Source organism: Mesorhizobium sp. M1050 (assembly GCF_040318715.1).
Classification (GTDB): domain Bacteria; phylum Pseudomonadota; class Alphaproteobacteria; order Rhizobiales; family Rhizobiaceae; genus Mesorhizobium.
Genome location: NZ_JAMYMV010000001.1, coordinates 145896 through 162353 on the forward strand (window position 1 = coordinate 145896; position 16458 = coordinate 162353).

General features: G+C 62.1%; 24 protein-coding genes. 18 read left to right on the forward strand and 6 right to left on the reverse strand.

Annotated elements, in window-relative coordinates; genetic code table 11:
- Positions 1 to 12: 12 nt before the first annotated feature.
- The 7 genes from NKH57_RS00725 to NKH57_RS00755 all read left to right on the forward strand — a co-directional run bounded on the left by NKH57_RS00725 (position 13) and on the right by NKH57_RS00755 (position 4830).
- A complete protein-coding gene (locus tag NKH57_RS00725; protein WP_352940893.1) occupies positions 13 to 918 on the forward strand; it encodes a DMT family transporter in 906 nt (301 codons plus the stop codon).
- Positions 919 to 1222: 304 nt separating this feature from the next.
- Positions 1223 to 2749: an ABC-F family ATP-binding cassette domain-containing protein gene (locus NKH57_RS00730; RefSeq protein ID WP_352940895.1), complete on the forward strand. Its 1527-nt coding sequence runs from the start codon at positions 1223 to 1225 to the stop codon at positions 2747 to 2749.
- Positions 2750 to 2888: 139 nt separating this feature from the next.
- The gene (locus NKH57_RS00735; protein ID WP_352940897.1) at positions 2889 to 3170 is read left to right on the forward strand and encodes a type II toxin-antitoxin system RelE/ParE family toxin; all 282 of its coding nucleotides are present in this window, start codon (positions 2889 to 2891) and stop codon (positions 3168 to 3170) included.
- 9 nt (positions 3171 to 3179) lie between these two features.
- The gene (locus NKH57_RS00740; RefSeq protein ID WP_023761235.1) at positions 3180 to 3479 is read left to right on the forward strand and encodes a HigA family addiction module antitoxin; all 300 of its coding nucleotides are present in this window, start codon (positions 3180 to 3182) and stop codon (positions 3477 to 3479) included.
- Between the two features lie 141 nt (positions 3480 to 3620).
- A complete protein-coding gene (locus NKH57_RS00745; protein ID WP_352940899.1) occupies positions 3621 to 3794 on the forward strand; it encodes a hypothetical protein in 174 nt (57 codons plus the stop codon).
- A 162-nt stretch (positions 3795 to 3956) separates the two neighbouring features.
- Complete coding sequence (locus tag NKH57_RS00750; RefSeq protein WP_352828951.1) at positions 3957 to 4379, forward strand: VOC family protein; 423 nt, start codon at positions 3957 to 3959, stop codon at positions 4377 to 4379.
- Positions 4380 to 4476: 97 nt separating this feature from the next.
- Complete coding sequence (locus NKH57_RS00755) at positions 4477 to 4830, forward strand: DUF1428 domain-containing protein (RefSeq protein ID WP_352940902.1); 354 nt, start codon at positions 4477 to 4479, stop codon at positions 4828 to 4830.
- Positions 4831 to 4839: 9 nt separating this feature from the next.
- Here NKH57_RS00755 and NKH57_RS00760 read toward each other — a convergent pair whose 3' ends face one another.
- Positions 4840 to 6492 (reverse strand): tetratricopeptide repeat-containing sulfotransferase family protein, encoded by a 1653-nt coding sequence (locus tag NKH57_RS00760; protein ID WP_352940904.1) that lies wholly within the window; start codon positions 6490 to 6492, stop codon positions 4840 to 4842.
- A gap of 170 nt (positions 6493 to 6662) precedes the next feature.
- Complete coding sequence (locus NKH57_RS00765; protein WP_352487115.1) at positions 6663 to 6887, reverse strand: hypothetical protein; 225 nt, start codon at positions 6885 to 6887, stop codon at positions 6663 to 6665.
- A 327-nt stretch (positions 6888 to 7214) separates the two neighbouring features.
- On the opposite strand from NKH57_RS00765, the gene NKH57_RS00770 reads away from it, so the two are divergent.
- The 5 genes from NKH57_RS00770 to NKH57_RS00790 all read left to right on the forward strand — a co-directional run bounded on the left by NKH57_RS00770 (position 7215) and on the right by NKH57_RS00790 (position 8601).
- Positions 7215 to 7421: a cold-shock protein gene (locus tag NKH57_RS00770; RefSeq protein ID WP_352603432.1), complete on the forward strand. Its 207-nt coding sequence runs from the start codon at positions 7215 to 7217 to the stop codon at positions 7419 to 7421.
- Between the two features lie 144 nt (positions 7422 to 7565).
- Positions 7566 to 7835, forward strand: coding sequence for a hypothetical protein (locus NKH57_RS00775; protein WP_352603434.1), 270 nt, complete (start codon positions 7566 to 7568; stop codon positions 7833 to 7835).
- Positions 7832 to 8098, forward strand: a complete 267-nt coding sequence (locus tag NKH57_RS00780) for a hypothetical protein (protein ID WP_352603436.1) — start codon at positions 7832 to 7834, stop codon at positions 8096 to 8098. The genes NKH57_RS00775 and NKH57_RS00780 overlap by 4 nt, the downstream gene beginning before the upstream one ends.
- Before the next feature lie 41 nt (positions 8099 to 8139).
- Entirely contained in the window at positions 8140 to 8277 is a 138-nt protein-coding gene (locus tag NKH57_RS00785) for a hypothetical protein (RefSeq protein ID WP_164482279.1), read from the forward strand.
- 99 nt (positions 8278 to 8376) lie between these two features.
- The gene (locus tag NKH57_RS00790) at positions 8377 to 8601 is read left to right on the forward strand and encodes a hypothetical protein (RefSeq protein WP_352603438.1); all 225 of its coding nucleotides are present in this window, start codon (positions 8377 to 8379) and stop codon (positions 8599 to 8601) included.
- 187 nt (positions 8602 to 8788) lie between these two features.
- Here the strand turns inward: NKH57_RS00790 and NKH57_RS00795 are convergent, their stop codons facing one another.
- Positions 8789 to 9187, reverse strand: coding sequence for a Kazal-type serine protease inhibitor family protein (locus NKH57_RS00795; protein WP_352940908.1), 399 nt, complete (start codon positions 9185 to 9187; stop codon positions 8789 to 8791).
- Between the two features lie 502 nt (positions 9188 to 9689).
- Here NKH57_RS00795 and NKH57_RS00800 point away from each other — a divergent pair.
- From NKH57_RS00800 to NKH57_RS00810, 3 genes are all read left to right on the forward strand, one after another.
- Positions 9690 to 9902 carry a cold-shock protein gene (locus NKH57_RS00800; RefSeq protein WP_006202520.1) on the forward strand — a complete coding sequence of 71 codons (213 nt, stop codon included), beginning with the start codon at positions 9690 to 9692 and terminating at the stop codon, positions 9900 to 9902.
- 317 nt (positions 9903 to 10219) lie between these two features.
- A complete protein-coding gene (locus tag NKH57_RS00805) occupies positions 10220 to 10432 on the forward strand; it encodes a cold-shock protein (protein WP_008877668.1) in 213 nt (70 codons plus the stop codon).
- Positions 10433 to 10616: 184 nt separating this feature from the next.
- On the forward strand, positions 10617 to 11048 hold the full coding sequence (locus NKH57_RS00810) for a BA14K family protein (protein ID WP_352940910.1): 432 nt from the start codon (positions 10617 to 10619) through the stop codon (positions 11046 to 11048).
- A 120-nt stretch (positions 11049 to 11168) separates the two neighbouring features.
- Here the strand turns inward: NKH57_RS00810 and NKH57_RS00815 are convergent, their stop codons facing one another.
- From NKH57_RS00815 to NKH57_RS00825, 3 genes are all read right to left on the reverse strand, one after another.
- A complete protein-coding gene (locus NKH57_RS00815; protein ID WP_352603444.1) occupies positions 11169 to 11807 on the reverse strand; it encodes an MBL fold metallo-hydrolase in 639 nt (212 codons plus the stop codon).
- Between the two features lie 139 nt (positions 11808 to 11946).
- Positions 11947 to 12264 carry a hypothetical protein gene (locus NKH57_RS00820; protein WP_023761220.1) on the reverse strand — a complete coding sequence of 106 codons (318 nt, stop codon included), beginning with the start codon at positions 12262 to 12264 and terminating at the stop codon, positions 11947 to 11949.
- 145 nt (positions 12265 to 12409) lie between these two features.
- Complete coding sequence (locus NKH57_RS00825) at positions 12410 to 13303, reverse strand: branched-chain amino acid aminotransferase (RefSeq protein WP_023761219.1); 894 nt, start codon at positions 13301 to 13303, stop codon at positions 12410 to 12412.
- Positions 13304 to 13548: 245 nt separating this feature from the next.
- Here NKH57_RS00825 and NKH57_RS00830 point away from each other — a divergent pair, with 245 nt between their 5' ends.
- From NKH57_RS00830 to NKH57_RS00840, 3 genes are read left to right on the forward strand one after another with little or no spacing between them, the layout of a single operon-like run.
- A complete protein-coding gene (locus NKH57_RS00830; RefSeq protein WP_352940913.1) occupies positions 13549 to 14082 on the forward strand; it encodes a MarR family winged helix-turn-helix transcriptional regulator in 534 nt (177 codons plus the stop codon).
- The gene (locus NKH57_RS00835) at positions 14069 to 14788 is read left to right on the forward strand and encodes a response regulator (protein ID WP_352603446.1); all 720 of its coding nucleotides are present in this window, start codon (positions 14069 to 14071) and stop codon (positions 14786 to 14788) included. The genes NKH57_RS00830 and NKH57_RS00835 overlap by 14 nt, the downstream gene beginning before the upstream one ends.
- A 49-nt stretch (positions 14789 to 14837) precedes the next feature.
- Complete coding sequence (locus NKH57_RS00840; protein WP_352603448.1) at positions 14838 to 16253, forward strand: ATP-binding protein; 1416 nt, start codon at positions 14838 to 14840, stop codon at positions 16251 to 16253.
- Positions 16254 to 16458: the final 205 nt, after the last annotated feature.

Below are 16458 nucleotides of genomic sequence, written 5' to 3' on the forward strand. Positions count from 1 at the left end.
GCCGCCCGCAGAATGAAACCCAAGGACATCGCCGCCTATATCTTCCTGGCCATCACCTGGGGCTTGTCGTTCCTTGTGCTGCTCAAGGTGGTGCACGCCTTCGGCTGGGTCGGCGCGGTCACATTGCGCTCGCTGATCGCCGGCATCACGCTCCTGCTGCTTGCCGCCGCGACCCGGCGCCGGCTCGATTTCAGCGCCGGCTGGCGGCGCTTCGCCGTTGTCGGCGCGACGACGGTTGCCGCGCAGCTTATCGGCCTATCCTATGCCACCCCGCGCATTGGCACGGCGGTGGCGGCCATTCTTGTTGCCGCGATCCCACTGTTCTCGATGATCCTCGGCCAGCTGTGGGGGCTTGAGCGCATCACCATTCGCGGGCTGGCCGGACTGCTGCTCGGCGCCTTCGGCATCATCGTCCTGGTCGGTTTTCCCGCGGTGCCGATCACAGCATCCTTCGCTTTCGGCTGCGCCGCCTCGCTGTTCAGTTCCTTCTCGGCCGCTTTCGGCAGCAATTATGCAAACCGACATCTGCGCTCGGCCGGCTCGTGGGAACTCACCAGTGCCGCCTTCCTGTTAGGCGGCCTGATGACGCTGCCACTGCTTCTCGCCGTACCGGTGCCGGCGATGCCGCGCGCCACCGACTTCCTCTATCTCGCCGTCCTCGCCTGCATGATGAGCGCGTTGACCTACATCGTCTATTTTCGGCTGATTGCCAGTATCGGCGCGACCAGGACGATCAGCGTCGAATTCGCCGTGACCGTGATCGCGGTGCTGGTCGGCACCAGCATGCTTGGGGAGTCGCTGACCGTAATCCAGGGCTTCGGCGCTGTCGCGATCATCGGCGGCTGCATACTGGTGCTCGATCCGTTCCCGCGCCGGGTGAAAGCGGTAGCCTTGCCATCCGCCACGCCCTTGGTGTAGTCAGTCCGCACACTCGAACGTCTTGAAAGGAGGGCTGCGTGTTCGATTTTTCTCGTCACCATCGTCAGCGTGGCCCGATTTCTGCCCTGCGAGCTTGCTTGCAGGGCTGACCAGGGACGGTCCGGGTTTTCCCGCTTCGATTTTTTGGTCTGCCCTTCGTGGTGCCGCAACGCCGAACCTGATGGCCGGTGGGCGCACCGTCAAAGTGCATTGAGCCGCTAGAGCATGATCCCGAAAAGTGGGAACCGGTTTTCGGAAAAGATCATGCTCCGACAAAGAGGCGGCCAAGACCAGAGAAATCAAAATGGCCCTGATCAGCCTCAAATCCCTCGGCGTCACCATGAGTGCGCCGCTGTTCTCCAAGCTCGACCTCACCATCGGCGGCGGCGACCGGCTCGGCATCGTCGCAGCCAACGGCCGCGGCAAGTCGACCTTGCTCAAATGTCTGACCGGCGCGATGGAGCCGACCTCGGGCGACATCACCCGCACGCGCGGCCTGCGCGTCGGCCATGTCGAACAGTCCGTCGCTCCAGCCCTTCTCAGCCATACCTTCCATCAGGTGGTGGCCGACGCCCTGCCGCCGGAGCAGGCCGACAGCGAGACGTGGCGCGTCGATGTGGTTTTGGATTCGCTCGATGTGCCGGAGCCGATGCGCGAACGGCCGATGCAGGCGCTGAGCGGCGGCTGGCAGCGGCTGGCACTGATCGCTCGCGTCTGGGTCACCGATCCGGATGTGCTGCTGCTCGACGAGCCGACCAACCATCTCGACCTTGCCCGCATCAGCCAGCTCGAGACCTGGCTGAACACGCTGCCGCGCGAGGTGCCCGTCGTCATCGCCAGCCACGACCGGGCCTTTCTCGACGCCACCACCAACCGGACGCTGTTCCTGCGCCCTGAACGGTCGTCGGTGTTTGCCTTGCCCTATTCCCGCGCCAGGCAGGCGCTCGACGACGTCGACGCCTCGACGGAGCGCAAGTTCCAGCGCGACATGAAGGTGGCGCAGCAATTGCGCCGGCAGGCGGCCAAGCTCAACAACATCGGCATCAATTCGGGTAGCGACCTGCTGACGGTCAAGACCAAGCAGCTCAACCAGCGCGCGGAAAGACTGGAAGAGGCGGCAGCTCCGGCGCACCGCGAAAAGTCGGCCGGTGCCATAAAACTGGCCAATCGCGGCACGCACGCCAAGGTGCTGATCACGCTCGACGACGCAGCTGTCGAAACACCCGACGGCACGCTGCTGTTCAGGACTGGCAAGCGCCACATCTGCCAGGGCGACCGCATCGTCCTGCTCGGCCGCAATGGCGTCGGCAAGTCGCGCTTCGTCACCCTGATCCGCAACGCCATTGTCGAACCGGACACGGTGCGGAATGTGAAGGTGACGCCGTCGACGGTGCTCGGCTACAGCGATCAGGCGCTGTCCGGCATCAGCGGCGACGACACGCCGCTGGGGCTGGTCTCGCGCCGCTACGATGTCGGCGAGCAGCGCGCCCGCTCGTTGCTGGCCGGCGCCGGCGTGGTCATCGAGATGCAGGAGAAAAAGATCGGCGTGCTGTCCGGCGGCCAGAAGGCGCGGCTGATGATGCTGGCGCTCAGGCTCGCCAACCCCAACTTCTATCTGCTTGACGAGCCAACCAACCATCTCGACATCGACGGCCAGGAAGCGCTGGAAGCGGAGCTGCTGGCGCATCAGGCAAGCTGCCTGCTCGCCTCGCACGATCGCTCCTTCATCCGCGCCATCGGCAACCGCTTCTGGCTGATCGAGAAGCGGCGGCTGATAGAAGTCGAGGACCCGGAGGATTTCTTCCGCTCGGTGGCTGAGGCGGCGGGGTGACGATTTTGGCGGCGTGACGGCATCCATGTCTGTGAAATTTCGCCCGTCGACAACAGGCCAAAATTTCGTATCACGATATGAGACGTCTTCTTGACTTACGAAGCGTATCATGTGAAGGTACGCTGCTCGGATACGGCAGATGATACGCTCGTTCAAGGACAAGACCAGCGAGGCCGTTTCGAACGGCAAGGCTCCGAAGGGGTTCCCGTCGGACCTTGTCCGGTCAGCCCAGCGAAAGCTGTTCATGATCGACAATGCCACCGAACTATCGGACCTGAAGACGCCTCCCGGCAACCGACTTGAGCCGCTGAAAGGCAACCGTGCCGGTCAGCATTCGATCCGCATCAACGATCAGTTTCGCATTTGCTTTCGCTGGGTGGATGGACAAGCCGAGAATGTCGAAATAACCGACTACCATTGAGGTTTTCAAATGCTGAACATCAACCCACCTATTCATCCGGGAGAAATCCTCCGCGAGGAATATCTCATGCCGCTTGGCCTGAAACCTTACACGCTGGCCAAGAAGCTGCATGTGCCGCGCACACGCATCGAGCGCCTCGCCAGCGAGACAACTCCGGTGACGCCCGACACAGCGCTACGCCTTGCGAAATTCTTCGGAACCACGCCGCAGTTCTGGATGAACATGCAGGCGAGCTACGACCTGGCTATCGAGGGAGAGGCCAAGAAGGCCGATCTAGAAACGATCGAACGTTTGGAAACGGCTGCCTGAAGTAAACCGCGTTGGTAACACCTGCCTTGAGCCGACTACGGAGGCAGCTAAAAAAATCGACCGTCTGTCGGATGACCACCACGCGCCACGTCCTTGGAATGCCGACACGATGATGCCGGCTTCAACCGAGGACAAAGCATCATGTTCACCCTGTCATCCATAGGCCGCATCACCACCCGATACATGGAAGCTCGCGCCCGCTATCGCAGCGAGCGCGCTCTTCTTTCACTGCCGATCGAATTGCGCAAGGACATCGGCTGGCCGGAAATCGTGATCGACGCCCAAAATGGCCCCTGTATCCGCAGAGAATCCTGACCGAAGCGACCGTCTAAAGCGGTGTCGCCTGCATCGACATGCGCATTCGAATGCCTGGCCTATCCAGGGCCGGTCCGCCGAAAAAATTTGGCGGCCATGTAGGATTGCCGCCGCCTCATCCGTCCTATGGCTCGCAAGGCCAAACGCAAAGAGGAGCAAGACATGACTGATCAGACCCCCGTTCAGCCCGCCGCTAAAGTGCTCGGCGGATTGACCCCTTATCTGCAACTGGATGGCGCCTTCAAGGCTGCCGAATTCTACAAGAAGGCCTTTGGCGCGGAGCAGGTGTTTGCCTATCCGCCGGACGAAAAAGGCCGCACGATGCACATCCATCTACACGTCAACGGCTCGACGTTGATGCTTGGCGATGCCTATCCCGAGCACGGCCATCCGCACAAGGATGCGCAAGGTTATACGCTGCAGCTGCACCTCCAGGACGACACCATTGAGACCTGGTGGCAGCGCGCGATCGATGCAGGCTGCGAGGAAGTGGTGCCGCTGCAGGTCATGTTCTGGGGCGACCGTTGGGGTCAGGTTAAGGACCCGTTCGGCGTGGCCTGGGCGATGAACGCACCGGTCAAGTAAGATTTAGCGAGCAGCAACGCCCTACCCCACGGGGTGATGCGCTCATCTGCGCCGGGCTGCCGGCCTGGCGCCCGATTCCAGCAACAGGAGACCAACAATGTCCTATGTCGATGGCTTCGTGCTTGCCGTGCCCAAGGCAAGACTCGACGACTACAAGAAGCTGGCCAACACCGCCGGCGTTGTCTGGAAGGAGCATGGCGCGCTCGCCTATGTCGAATGCGTCGGCGACGACGTGCCCTACGGCGAGGTCACGTCCTTCCCGCGTGCCGTGCAGGCGAAGGACGACGAGATCGTCGTCTTCTCCTGGGTCGTCTATGAATCGCGTAGGAGCCGCGACGAAATCATGGCCAAGGTGATGGCCGATCCGCGCATGAAGCCGGACTGGTCGAACATGCCGTTCGACGGCAAACGCATGATCTTCGGCGGCTTCGAAACGTTCATGGAGCTGTAGGATTCCGCGTCAGGTCAGCCTATCCAGCAGCGGCTTCAGCCTGTCGCCATAACGTTTCCACAGATCGACCGAGCCCTGGTACATCGGCTGGCGCACTTGTGCGGCGGAAGCCGTGCGCACCGGCCGGTCGGTCTTGTGGAAGGATAGCGCCGCATCGTCCCAAGGCAGGCCGAGATGGGCGATCAGCGCCCGCGTCTGGCCTTCCTGGTCGGCGACGAAATCCTCGTAGCGCACATCATGCACAACACCTGGCAGCACCGTGTGCCAATGCGCCATGATGTCGGTATACAGATTGTGGAAATCGGCCAGTTCGCCGAGATCGTAGCCATAGCGGTGACTGTCGCCGCGGAAATGCACCTTGTAGATCGACAGGCAGGTGGCCGCCGCATCGCGCGCGCAATGGACGATCTTGGCCTTCGGCAGCATCAGATGCAGGAAGCCGATCAGCAGGAAATTGCCCGGCATCTTGTCGGTGACATGCTCGAAGCCGGGATAGCGGGCGTGCAGCATGTCGAGATAGGCCTCGCCGGCCTCGGCGAAAGCCTTGTCGGGCATGTCGGCGATCCCTGCCGGGAAGCCGCCCTTCATTGTCAACGGAAACTGCTTGCCGACCGCCGTCTTCAGGATGCTGAGCTCGCCGGCACCGTGGACCTGGGGATGGCTGGCGATGATCTGCTCGACCAGCGTCGTGCCCGAGCGCGGCATGCCGACGACGAAGATCGGCGTGTCGTCGCTGATCGTGCTCGGCTTGTGCCTCTCGAGGAAGCCGGCGGTGAAGGTTGCCTTCATCGCCTCGAATTCGGCTCGCGTCTTGGCCGCATCGTAGTCGATGCCCTTGCGGCGGATCGCATTGCCTTCGGCGAAATAGTCGAAGGCTCGGCCATAATCCTTCAGATCGTCATTGGCCTTGCCGAGACCGAAGGAGAGCTGCATGCGCGCCAGGCTGTTTTGCGGCGCCTTGGCATGCTGAGCCTCCATGCTGGCGAGTTCGCTGTCGCGCTCCTTCTGGCGCTTGACCTGCGTCAACATCAGCCAGGCTCTCGCCATGGCGGGGTCGACCGCCAGCGCCTGCCGGAACAGGTCGGCTGCTTCATCGAGCTTGCCCTTTTCCATCAGCCCGACGCCGAGCCCGTGCAGCAGGTCGCCATCCTTGGGCCGGATCGCCAGCGCCTCGCGGAAGACGGCAAGCGCCTCGTCCAGGCGTCCCGCTTCCTGCAGCGTTTCGGCAAGACCGATGCGGGCGCGGACATGGAAGGGGTTGCGCCCGACCGTGCCGCGATAGATCTCTTCGGCGCCCTCGAACTGGCCGAGCTGCTTCAGTGACGAACCGAGATTGTCGCGCGCCGCCAGTTGATCGGGCCGCAGCGCCACCGCCTTGCGGAAGCAGTCGACGGCAGCGGCGACCCGACCGAGGTCGCGCAGCACCGTGCCGAGATTGTTTTGAAAATCCGGATTGCCGGGCTGCAAGCGCACCGACTGTTCGATCAGGTCCAGCCCTTCGGCGCTGCGCCCGGTCTGGTGCAGCAGCAGCCCCAGGAAATGCGCCGCGGCGGCGTGATTGGCCTTCTGCGCCAGGACCTGCCGGTAGATCGCTTCGGCCTCTTGCCGACGCCCGGCCTGATGCAGCTGCAGCGCCTGCTGGACACGCTGGTCGAGCCCCAATGGCGGTTGTCCTCCAGCGCCAGATCTGGCTGCCGCGCCCGCCGCTCGTCTCTGATCTCTGTTGATGGGAAACCTGCCGTGTTTTGTACGCCTGTGGCGATCTAGGCCATCGGCGCGGCAGGTTCAAGGCTTCGCTTGGTGTCTCGCTCGTTGCAACGGCGTGGAAGGGATCAAATTAGCCGGTTGGTCTCGGCGACCTGCCTGGCACGCCGAACTGTTCCATCGGTGTCGGCGATCCTTCGCCTTGCAGCCTCGTCGCTCCTGATGGTCAGTCGTGCCGACTTGACGATCATCGGCTTGCCGGCCGGGTCAGCGGCGATGGTGTGCATGACGGCTGGCTTGATGATCGGGTTGATCGCTACGGTCATGCCTCTAGGGGTTCTGACGGAAATCATGGTTTTCATCCTTCCAGAAATAAATAAAATGCAAGTTCCTGGACAATCGGCCCAGCGTGAATTTAAGCAATTTTTGAAAGTCGCCGACCCATATCAGACTTTTTCAAATAGTTACAGCGATCTATTTTTTTGCCATCGTCGGTGTTTTTCATAAATCTTCTTGAATAACGGGCCCTATCGGCCTATGTTAGCGATATCGTTTTGGGCCAGAATTGGCATCTCGCGGCGTCGGAGGTTCTCGACCCGCCATTCTTATTCCAATCATCGATATCGGGCGCGCGGTCCGTTTTGCTCCGCGGCCATGTCTCATTCTTTCGAAAGATCCATATGAACACCGGAACCGTAAAGTTCTACAATGGCCAGAAGGGCTTTGGCTTCATTCAGCCGACCGAAGGCGGGAAGGACGTTTTCGTCCATGTCAGCGCGCTGGAGCGCGCCGGCTTCCCCGGCCTCGCCGAAGGCCAGAAGCTGCGGTTCGAGTTGGAGCGCGACACCAAGGGCCGCGAGTCGGCCGCCAATTTGCAATCGATCTGATCCGGCCGAATTCGATGAACGCTGACCACGGATGTACTGGCAGCTCTCGAAAGCGGCTTATTTCCAGCGACTGCCGGAAATAGGAAAGCGGGGTTCGTCCCCGCTTTTTTGCTTTCAGGACCGCTGCTTTGCATAGGTAAGACAATGCCGGACCGCACCACCCACTCCATCGCGCATTTCGCGACGCCCTTTGTGCTCGGCGGGCTGGAAGGGATACTGCCGGCCGGCGACTACGACATCGATCACGACGAAGAGCTGTTCGAGGGCATGTCGCGGCTTGCCTGGCGCCGCGTCGCCACTTTCATCCATCTGCCGGCAAGGGCAGTGAAAAACCCGCCCACCCGCCAGCTTGTCGCCATCGATTACCTCGAACTCGAAACAGCGCTGAAGCGCGACAGGGAGAATGCAGCATGATCCGTTTCCAGCAGAATGCGCGCCCGCGCACCGACACGCCCGCGCACCAGTTTGCGATCGGTCAGACAGTGCGCATGAAGAGCCGTATCGGCCTCGTCCAGAAGACCGCCGAACTGTTCCAGATCAAGAGCAGGCTGCCGGTCAAGGACGGCTCGCCGCAATACCGCATCCGCAGCGAGCAGGAGACCCATGAGCGGGTCACCACCGAAGACAATCTCGAACCGGCCGACAACCCGGTCGTTGCCAACGACCCGGTTGTCTGAGACCCCAGCAAAGCCAAGTCAGCACGCAACAGGAGCACGATATGTCCAAGGGTCAACAGCGAAGCAACCGCGAAACGCGCAAGCCGAAGAAGGACAAGGTCGTGGCCAAGCCCGCCTCCCCGTTCGGCTCGTCGGTCAAGCAGGCCGAGAGCAGCCTGAAGCCAAAGTCGAAGGGCTGACACAACTGGAGGGCGCCTCAAGCGCCTTCACCGTCGTCCCTGTGCGAGGCGGCGAATTGACTGAACAGGCCCGCGCAACGCTCTGCCACGGAGGCTTCCTTGAACTTCTTCATCGAGTTCTACCGGTCGCGCAACGCGGACGAAGCCACACTCGACAAGGTGTCACTAGAAGCTCCGAACCTGCGTGCCGCCCTGCAGGGCGCCACCGCGCTGTTCCACACACTGGCCATGCCGCAAATCCCCGATCGCCTGCGCATTTCCGACGACAATGGCAGCGAGCTTTACGCCGGCCCGGCTGATGGAGCCTATCCGACGGGAATTTGACCGAACGCCTCGGTTTTTCATTCTCCCCTTGGGGGGCCCGAAGGGCCGGCGAGGCTCCCGCCCCGCCCAAGCGGTGAATTGGCGCGCGGCACCGAGACGGTTGAGGCCGGCCCAACTCATAGGACCGAGCTTCGCTCGGCCACTTTCTCCAACAAAAAGGTGAGAAGGCAAGACACGCCTTGGCTTCTCAGCACGGCCCGTCGTCAACGACGCGGTAGTCCGCAGCCCGAGCCTCGCAAGCGTTGGGGAAGGTACGCATCTCGCCGTGCCGGCGAGCGCACACCGGCGCATATTCGCGGGTGCAGAACGTCTGTTCTTCGCCGCCGCCGCCTCCGTCGCGACACGGACCGTCGCGGACGATGCGATAGCCGGCCCGGTCGGCAAGGCAGGCGTTGGCGAAGGTCTGGCGGTCGCCGCCGCGGCGGGCGCAGACCGGCTCGTACTGCCGGCTGCAATATTGCGGTTCGGGACGTGGCGGACGCGGCCCCGGTCCATCATCGACGACGACGGTGCAGGCGGCAAGAATTGTCGACAGCAACAGGATGGCAAAACCCTGTCGCGAAAAGATTGCCGCCAGAAATTTCATGTTGATCTCCCACGATCGCGTCCCCGGTTGCCGATCCTTGCCATTACGTTGCCAAATGCAACCCCTGTTTGCAGTCCCCTTAGACGGAAACGGCGTCTCGACCATGGCCGGCGTCGGCTTGCCCAGCCACCTCGACATCTGGCCTATTCGTGCCCCGGCTCTGGCCGATGACCCAACCGGTAAGCCAGCCTATGCCGAGCCGATCGATGTTCAGGTCAGTCGATCCATGCGTCGGGATGCGCCAATGCGGCGGCCCGCGGCGCTATCTTGCAACCATCACGTTTCCGTGCGATAAATTCCGTGTTCGGGCATTTGCGACCCGGAGAGCGGAACGTTTTGGACGACCTTTCCCCGATACTGTGAATCTCTGACGGCCCCGTTTTCGGCGGGGGGTTTGACCATGCGCCAATGCATGACTGCCGAAGCAACCACCGGGAACTGCCCTTTGCGCCAGGCGGCGGGCAGGACCACCAAAGACTGAACGGGTGAAGGAGTTTCCCCAATGGCCCAGACCGGCACCGTTAAATTCTTCAACGCGACCAAAGGCTTCGGTTTCATCACGCCCGACGGCGGCGCCAAGGATGTGTTCGTCCATATTTCCGCGATCGAGGCCTCAGGCCTGCGCACGCTCGTCGACGGCCAGAAGGTCACCTTCGACGTCGAGCCGGACCGCATGGGCAAGGGACCCAAGGCCGTCAACCTCCGCGCTGCCTGAGCCATTCGGGCGTCTCTCGGACGCGCGACGGAGGCTCCAACGCCTGAACCTGGCTTGGAGAGGGATCTGGATTTTTGAAAGGCGCGGCGATCTTCGTCGCGCCTTTTTCGTGCCGAAGGTGCAGACCAATGCTTGTCGCCCAAAAATGGCTGGTTCGGGGGACCGATATGCATGAAAGCAAGGACCTGAGGCGCGCCGCGACGCCCTTTGGCCGCCTGCAAAACTTTCTCTTGCCGATGACGCTAAAATAAAGGACAAATTTCCATTCGGGCATTTGCCGGCCCGAGACTGGAATTTATGGGACAAAGGAGCTTCCCATGCCGCAGACCGGCACCGTGAAATTCTTCAACCATGCCAAAGGCTTCGGCTTCATCACGCCCGACGATGGCGCGAAGGATGTTTTCGTCCATATTTCAGCCGTGCAGGCGTCAGGTCTTCCCGGTCTCGAGGATGGGCAGAAAGTGACATTCGACACCGAGCCGGACAAGCGTGGCAAGGGTCCGAAGGCCGTCAACCTGTCGGTCGGCTGAGCCGCCTCAGACCGTCGACGGCAAGCAGTTTCGCCCCGTTGAGAGCGTGTGACCATTTACGCCTTTTTTGAATTAACACATCGAAATCCGTTCAGCCCCTGTTCAGCCACGGTCGCATATTAGTCTTTGGTAAAGCCGGACCGCATCCCCCGAAACTGCACGGGCCGGTACGAAGGAGACCAAGATGAACCGAGTTTTCAAGATCGCCACCCTGTCCGCAGCCGTGGTCGCCACCACACTCGCGACCTTGCCCGCTGCTAATGCAGGTGACTGGCGCCACCATCATGGCCATCACGGCAACGGCGATGCCATTGCCGCCGGCGTCCTCGGCCTCGCGGCGGGCGCCCTGATCGGTGGCGCGTTGGCCAACGACCAGCCCCCGCCCTACGCTGACCGCTACTACGACGACAGTTACTACGATCGTGACGTAGTGGTGCGCCCGGCCCCGGTCCGCCGCTACTATGCGGAGCCGAGGGTCGTTTACAATGAAGGCTACGCCGAGCCGTGGACCCGCGGTTGGTACGAGTATTGCTCGGACCGCTACCGCACGTTCAACACCCGCACCGGCACGTTCACCGGCAGTGACGGCGAACAGCATTTCTGCACGGCAAACTAAACTATAGGGCTTCCCTGCCCCAAACAAAAAGCGCCGGCCGCGAGGTCGGCGCTTTTTGCTTTTCAGGATCGCGCTTGCAGCTGTCCGGCATTCGCAGCCGGCGCTCAATATCGCTCCACCTTAAACCAGAAAAGGATTGGTGCGCCGCTCCTCGCCGAAGCGTCCGCCAGGACCGTGGCCGCAGATGAAGCCGATGTCGTCGCCGAGAGGCAGCAGCTTGTCCTTGATCGACGCGATGAGCGCCGCGTGGTCGCCGCCCGGCAGGTCGGTGCGGCCGACAGAACCGCGAAACAGCACGTCGCCGACATGGGCGAATTTGGCCGCGCGGTTGTAGTAAACGACATGGCCAGGCGCGTGGCCGGGGCAGTGCAACACCTCGAAAACATGGCCGCCGAACGAGACGGTCTCGCCTTCAGTCAGGAACCGGTCGGGCACGCAGTTGCGCGCACCGGCAATGCCGTAGCGCCTGCCCTGGTTTTCCAGATTGTCGAGCAGCGGCTTGTCGGCCTCATGCGGTCCGACGATCTCGACGCCGAGCGCTTCCTTCAACTCCATGGCGCCGCCGGCATGGTCGATATGGCCGTGCGTTATCCAGATCGCACCGGCTGATATCGCATTGTCCTTCAGCGCCGCCAGCACCTTGTCGATGTCACCGCCTGGATCGACGACGACACCGTGCTTGTCGTCCATGTCGAACAGGATGGTGCAATTCTGCTGGAACGGTGTGACCGGCACGATGCCGGCATTGAGCTGACCCATGATCGTCCTTTCGCTATGCCAGCCGTGATTTAGAGACGCTGGTGAAGGGCGTCCACCCCTCGAAAGACGAACAGTCAGTAGCTCCAAAACGGAAATGGGCGACCGAAGCCGCCCATTTGAAAGACCGAATGGCCGCAGCTTACTTCTTCATCGCGCCCATGACCGCGCCGAGAATGCCGGTCAGGATCGCGCCGCCGCCGGCGCCGCCGATGATATTCTGCAGATTCAGCGCGCTGCCGAGACCGCTCGTTGCTGCTGCCGCAGCCGCCGTATCAACCGCGCCGCCGCCAAGCAGGCTGCCGAGGATCGCCGCGCCGCCGACGCCGCCAATGGCTCCACCCAGGATTTTGGGAAGCTGACCCATCGCCGCCGTCTTGAGCGCCGCACCGACCGCCTGACCACCGATGATGCCTGTAATCACCTGCACAATGATCGGAAGAAGCGTGTTCATGTCCATATGATTAGTCCCTCCATAACTGCCAGCCTCCCGGGCCGACAGCATCATGAGACGCCGAATTGGACGAAAGTCAAATGCAAGAATGCTTAAATAGAAGGGGCGGCGCTAAAACTGCCCCTGCTTGCTAAAAAAGCTGTGACTATCGTTATTCTGCAGCGATCGCGTGCTTGGGTTGAACGGCGGCAGAATAGTCATCCATAAGGTTCTTGGCGATTTCACCAACCTCGAATCGGTAAGGTCCGATCTCCGACACCGGCGTTACTTCCGCTGCGGTGCCGGTCAGGAAGCACTGCTGGAAGCCTTCCAACTCTTCCGGCAGGATTGCACGCTCGATCACCTCCAGACCGCGATCCTTGGCCAACCCAATGACCGTGCGGCGGGTGATGCCGTCAAGGAAGCAGTCGGGCATGGGCGTGTGGATCTTGCCGTCCTCGACGAAGAAGATGTTGGCGCCGGTCGCTTCAGCGACCTGGCCGCGCCAGTCGAGCATCATGGCGTCGGCATAGCCCTTGGCCTCGGCGGCGTGCTTGGACATGGTGCAGATCATGTAGAGGCCGGCGGCCTTCGATTTGGACGGTGCGGTGCGCGGGTCGGGCCGGCGCCATTCCGCCACGTCGAGGCGGATGCCTTTCAGCTTCTGCGCCGGATCGAAATAGCTCGGCCACTGCCAGATGGCGATTGCGCAGTTGATGCGGTTGTTCTGCGCCGAAACGCCCATCTGTTCGCTGCCGCGCCAGGCGATCGGCCGGACATAGGCGTCCTGGAAACCCTGCTTCTTCAAAAGCGTGGTGGAGGCGTCGTTGAGCTCGGCCACCGAATAGGGAATCTTGAAGCCGAGCATGCGCGCCGATTCATGTAGGCGCTCGGTGTGTTCGTTGAGCTTGAATATCTCGCCGCCATAGGCGCGCTCGCCCTCGAAGACGGCGCTGGCGTAATGCAGACCATGGGTCAGCACATGGATCTTGGCGTCACCCCACTGGACGAATTCGCCGTTCATCCAGATGAAGCCTTCCAGTTGATCGAAGGGAACGGATGCCATGGTAACCTCCCGCGGGCGGCAGCCCGCATAGCGTTGTGTCGTTGTGTGTTCTTGTCGCCTATCGAAGGCGGCTTTTTCAGGAGCGTAGGCGGATAATTGCGCTCTGGCAAACTAAGGAAGTTCCGGAAAAGCCGGCTTGGCTTGCCTTTTCGTTCGCAATTCGCCCAAAAGCTTGTCAAAAATTATCATTGCAGGGAAATTACGTCAATAGTACTGACATAATCTCTCTTTCCCACGGAGAAATGATGACGGATCGTAGCCACACAGCCGGGAAACCGATCAGGACCGCGATGTCAGACGAGGACGGCATCGACTTCGCCATCATCGAATTGCTCTTCTATGCCTATCGTGACTTCACCTCCGATCCGGATCAGATCCTGGCCGACTACGGCTTCGGCCGTGCCCACCACCGGGTGCTGCATTTCGTCAACCGCAGGCCGGGCCTGACGGTCGCCGAACTGCTCGACGTGCTGAAGATCACCAAGCAGAGTCTGGCTCGCGTGCTCAAGCAATTGATCGACACCGACCATGTCGTGCAGTTGCAAGGTCCACGCGACCGCCGCCAGCGCGAGCTTTATCCGACGGCCAGGGGCCGTGCGTTGGCGTTGGCGCTGGCGCGGCCACAGTCGCGCCGCATCCATGCTGCATTGGAAGATTCCGGAATAACCGAACGGACCTTGGTGGAACGGTTCCTCGAAGCGATGGTCGATCCGGAACTGAGGGCGCAAATCGACCTGGGGTCCGCAAAAATGTCAGGGAAAAACCATGGAGAGCACTGAACGGGTAGATCACGCGGCCGCACCGGACGACGACGCACCGCATTTGCTTGTGGTCGACGACGACACCCGCATCCGAAATCTTCTCAAGCAGTATCTGACCGAAAACGGCTTTCGCGTTACCGTCGCCGGCAATGCCGGCGAAGCCAGGCGCAAACTTGCCGGCCTCGACTTCGACCTTCTGGTGCTAGACGTCATGATGCCCGGCGAGACGGGCGTCGACCTGACCAAGTCGCTGCGCGCCGAAAAGAACGTACCGATCCTGATGCTGACGGCGCTGTCGGAGACCGATAGCCGCATCAGCGGGTTGGAGGCCGGCGCCGACGACTATCTGCCAAAACCTTTCGATCCGCGCGAGCTGATCCTGCGCATCAACAATATCCTGCGCCGCGGCGGCCCGACGACCACGCCGAAGGTCGAGCAGTTGGTTTTCGGCCCCTACACCTTCCAGATCGCCAGGCGCGAATTGAAGCGTGGCGGCGAGGCGCTGAAGCTGACCGACCGCGAGCAGGAGATCCTGGCGATCTTTGCCGCGCGGGCAGGTGAGACCATACCCCGCCACGAGCTTGTCGGCGACGATTCGGAAGTCGGCGAGCGCACCATCGACGTCCAGATCAACCGGCTGCGTCGCAAGATCGAGCGCGATCCGTCCAATCCGGTCTGGCTGCAGACCGTGCGCGGTATTGGGTATCGGCTCAGCGTGGAATAGAATGCCGCCTGCGGCCGGCTGAACGGCCGCGGGCGAGCGAAAAGAGCGAATGGCAACCACGGAACTGGAACAGCCGGGCAATGGCGGCTTGAGCGCACGCGCCACGCGGACGCTGAAGGCCGTGCCGCGCGCTTGGAACCGCTTCTGGCGCCTCGTGTCGCTCTATATGCCAAAGCGGCTCTATGCCCGCTCGCTGATCATCGTCATCGCGCCGATGATCCTGCTGCAATCGGTCGTTGCCTTCGTCTTCATGGAGCGCCATTGGGCAACCGTGACGCAGCGCCTGTCGCAGGCCACCGTACGCGACATCGCCGCAATCATCGACCTGATCGAGACCTATCCGCACGACGCCGACTACACCAATATCATCCGCATCGCCCAGGATCGCATGCAGTTGAAGGTCGACCTGCTGCCGCCCGATCCGTTGCCGCCGCCTGGACCCAAACCTTTCTTCTCTATCCTCGACGATGTTCTCTCGTCCGAAATCACCCGCCAGATCAACCGCCCGTTCTGGATCGACACGGTCGGCAATTCCAACATCGTCGAGGTGCGCGTCCAGCTCGAGAACAAGGTGCTGCGCGTCTTCGTGCGCCGCAGCCAGGCCTACGCCTCGAACACCCACATCTTCCTGATCTGGATGGTCGGCACCTCGCTCGTGCTCCTGACGATCGCCATCCCCTTCCTGCGCAACCAGATCCGGCCGATCCTGATGCTTGCCGAAGCTGCCGAAAGCTTCGGCAAGGGCCGGCCGATGCCGCGCGACTTCCGGCCGCGCGGCGCCGAGGAGGTTCGCCGCGCCGGCTTTGCCTTCATGCAGATGCGCGAGCGCATCGAACGCCAGATCGAGCAACGCACCGCCATGCTGACCGGCGTCAGCCATGATCTGCGAACCATCCTCACTCGTTTCAAGCTGCAGCTGGCGTTGGCCGGCGGCAAGGCCGAGACCAAGGCGGCGCTCGACCAGGACATCGACGACATGCAGTCGATGCTGGAAGGCTATCTCGCCTTTGCCCGTGGCGAAGCTTCGGAAGACGCCGGGCGGTTCGATCTCGAAGCCTATTTCGAGAAGCTCGGCGAGGAAGCCAGGCTGCGCAAGCGCAAGCTGTCGACGACGCTTGCCGGCGACCCCGATGTGCATGTGCGGCCGAACGCCTTCGCCCGATTGATGTCAAACGTCATCGGCAACGCCTTCCGCTATGCCAAGACGGTGGAGGTCAACGCCACCCATGGCCGCGGCTCGCTGCTGGTCACCATCGACGATGACGGCCCAGGCATTCCGGCCGACCGGCGCGAAGAGGTGTTCAAGCCCTTCGTGCGGCTCGACGAGGCGCGCAACCTCGACGCCAGCGGCACCGGGCTCGGCCTGTCGATTGCCCGCGACATCGCTCGCAGCCATGGCGGCGATATCACCCTGGACGACAGCCCGCTCGGCGGCCTGCGCGCCGTCATCAAGGTTCCAGCATAGTCGGCGGAACACGGGCTTCATCCGCCCGTCATGAAACCGTGGTCAAGGACGCCCATGAAGCGCGCGACCTCAGTCGATTCGGCCCTGCCGCCTCACTTCGACCCCGTGCCCGCCCGGGTGCGCTGGAGCGAAGCGAGAGCAGCCGGCTGGTCGCCGTTCAGGCATCGTCTCAAAGCAACCGTCGACCTTTCCTGCAAAGGGCCGC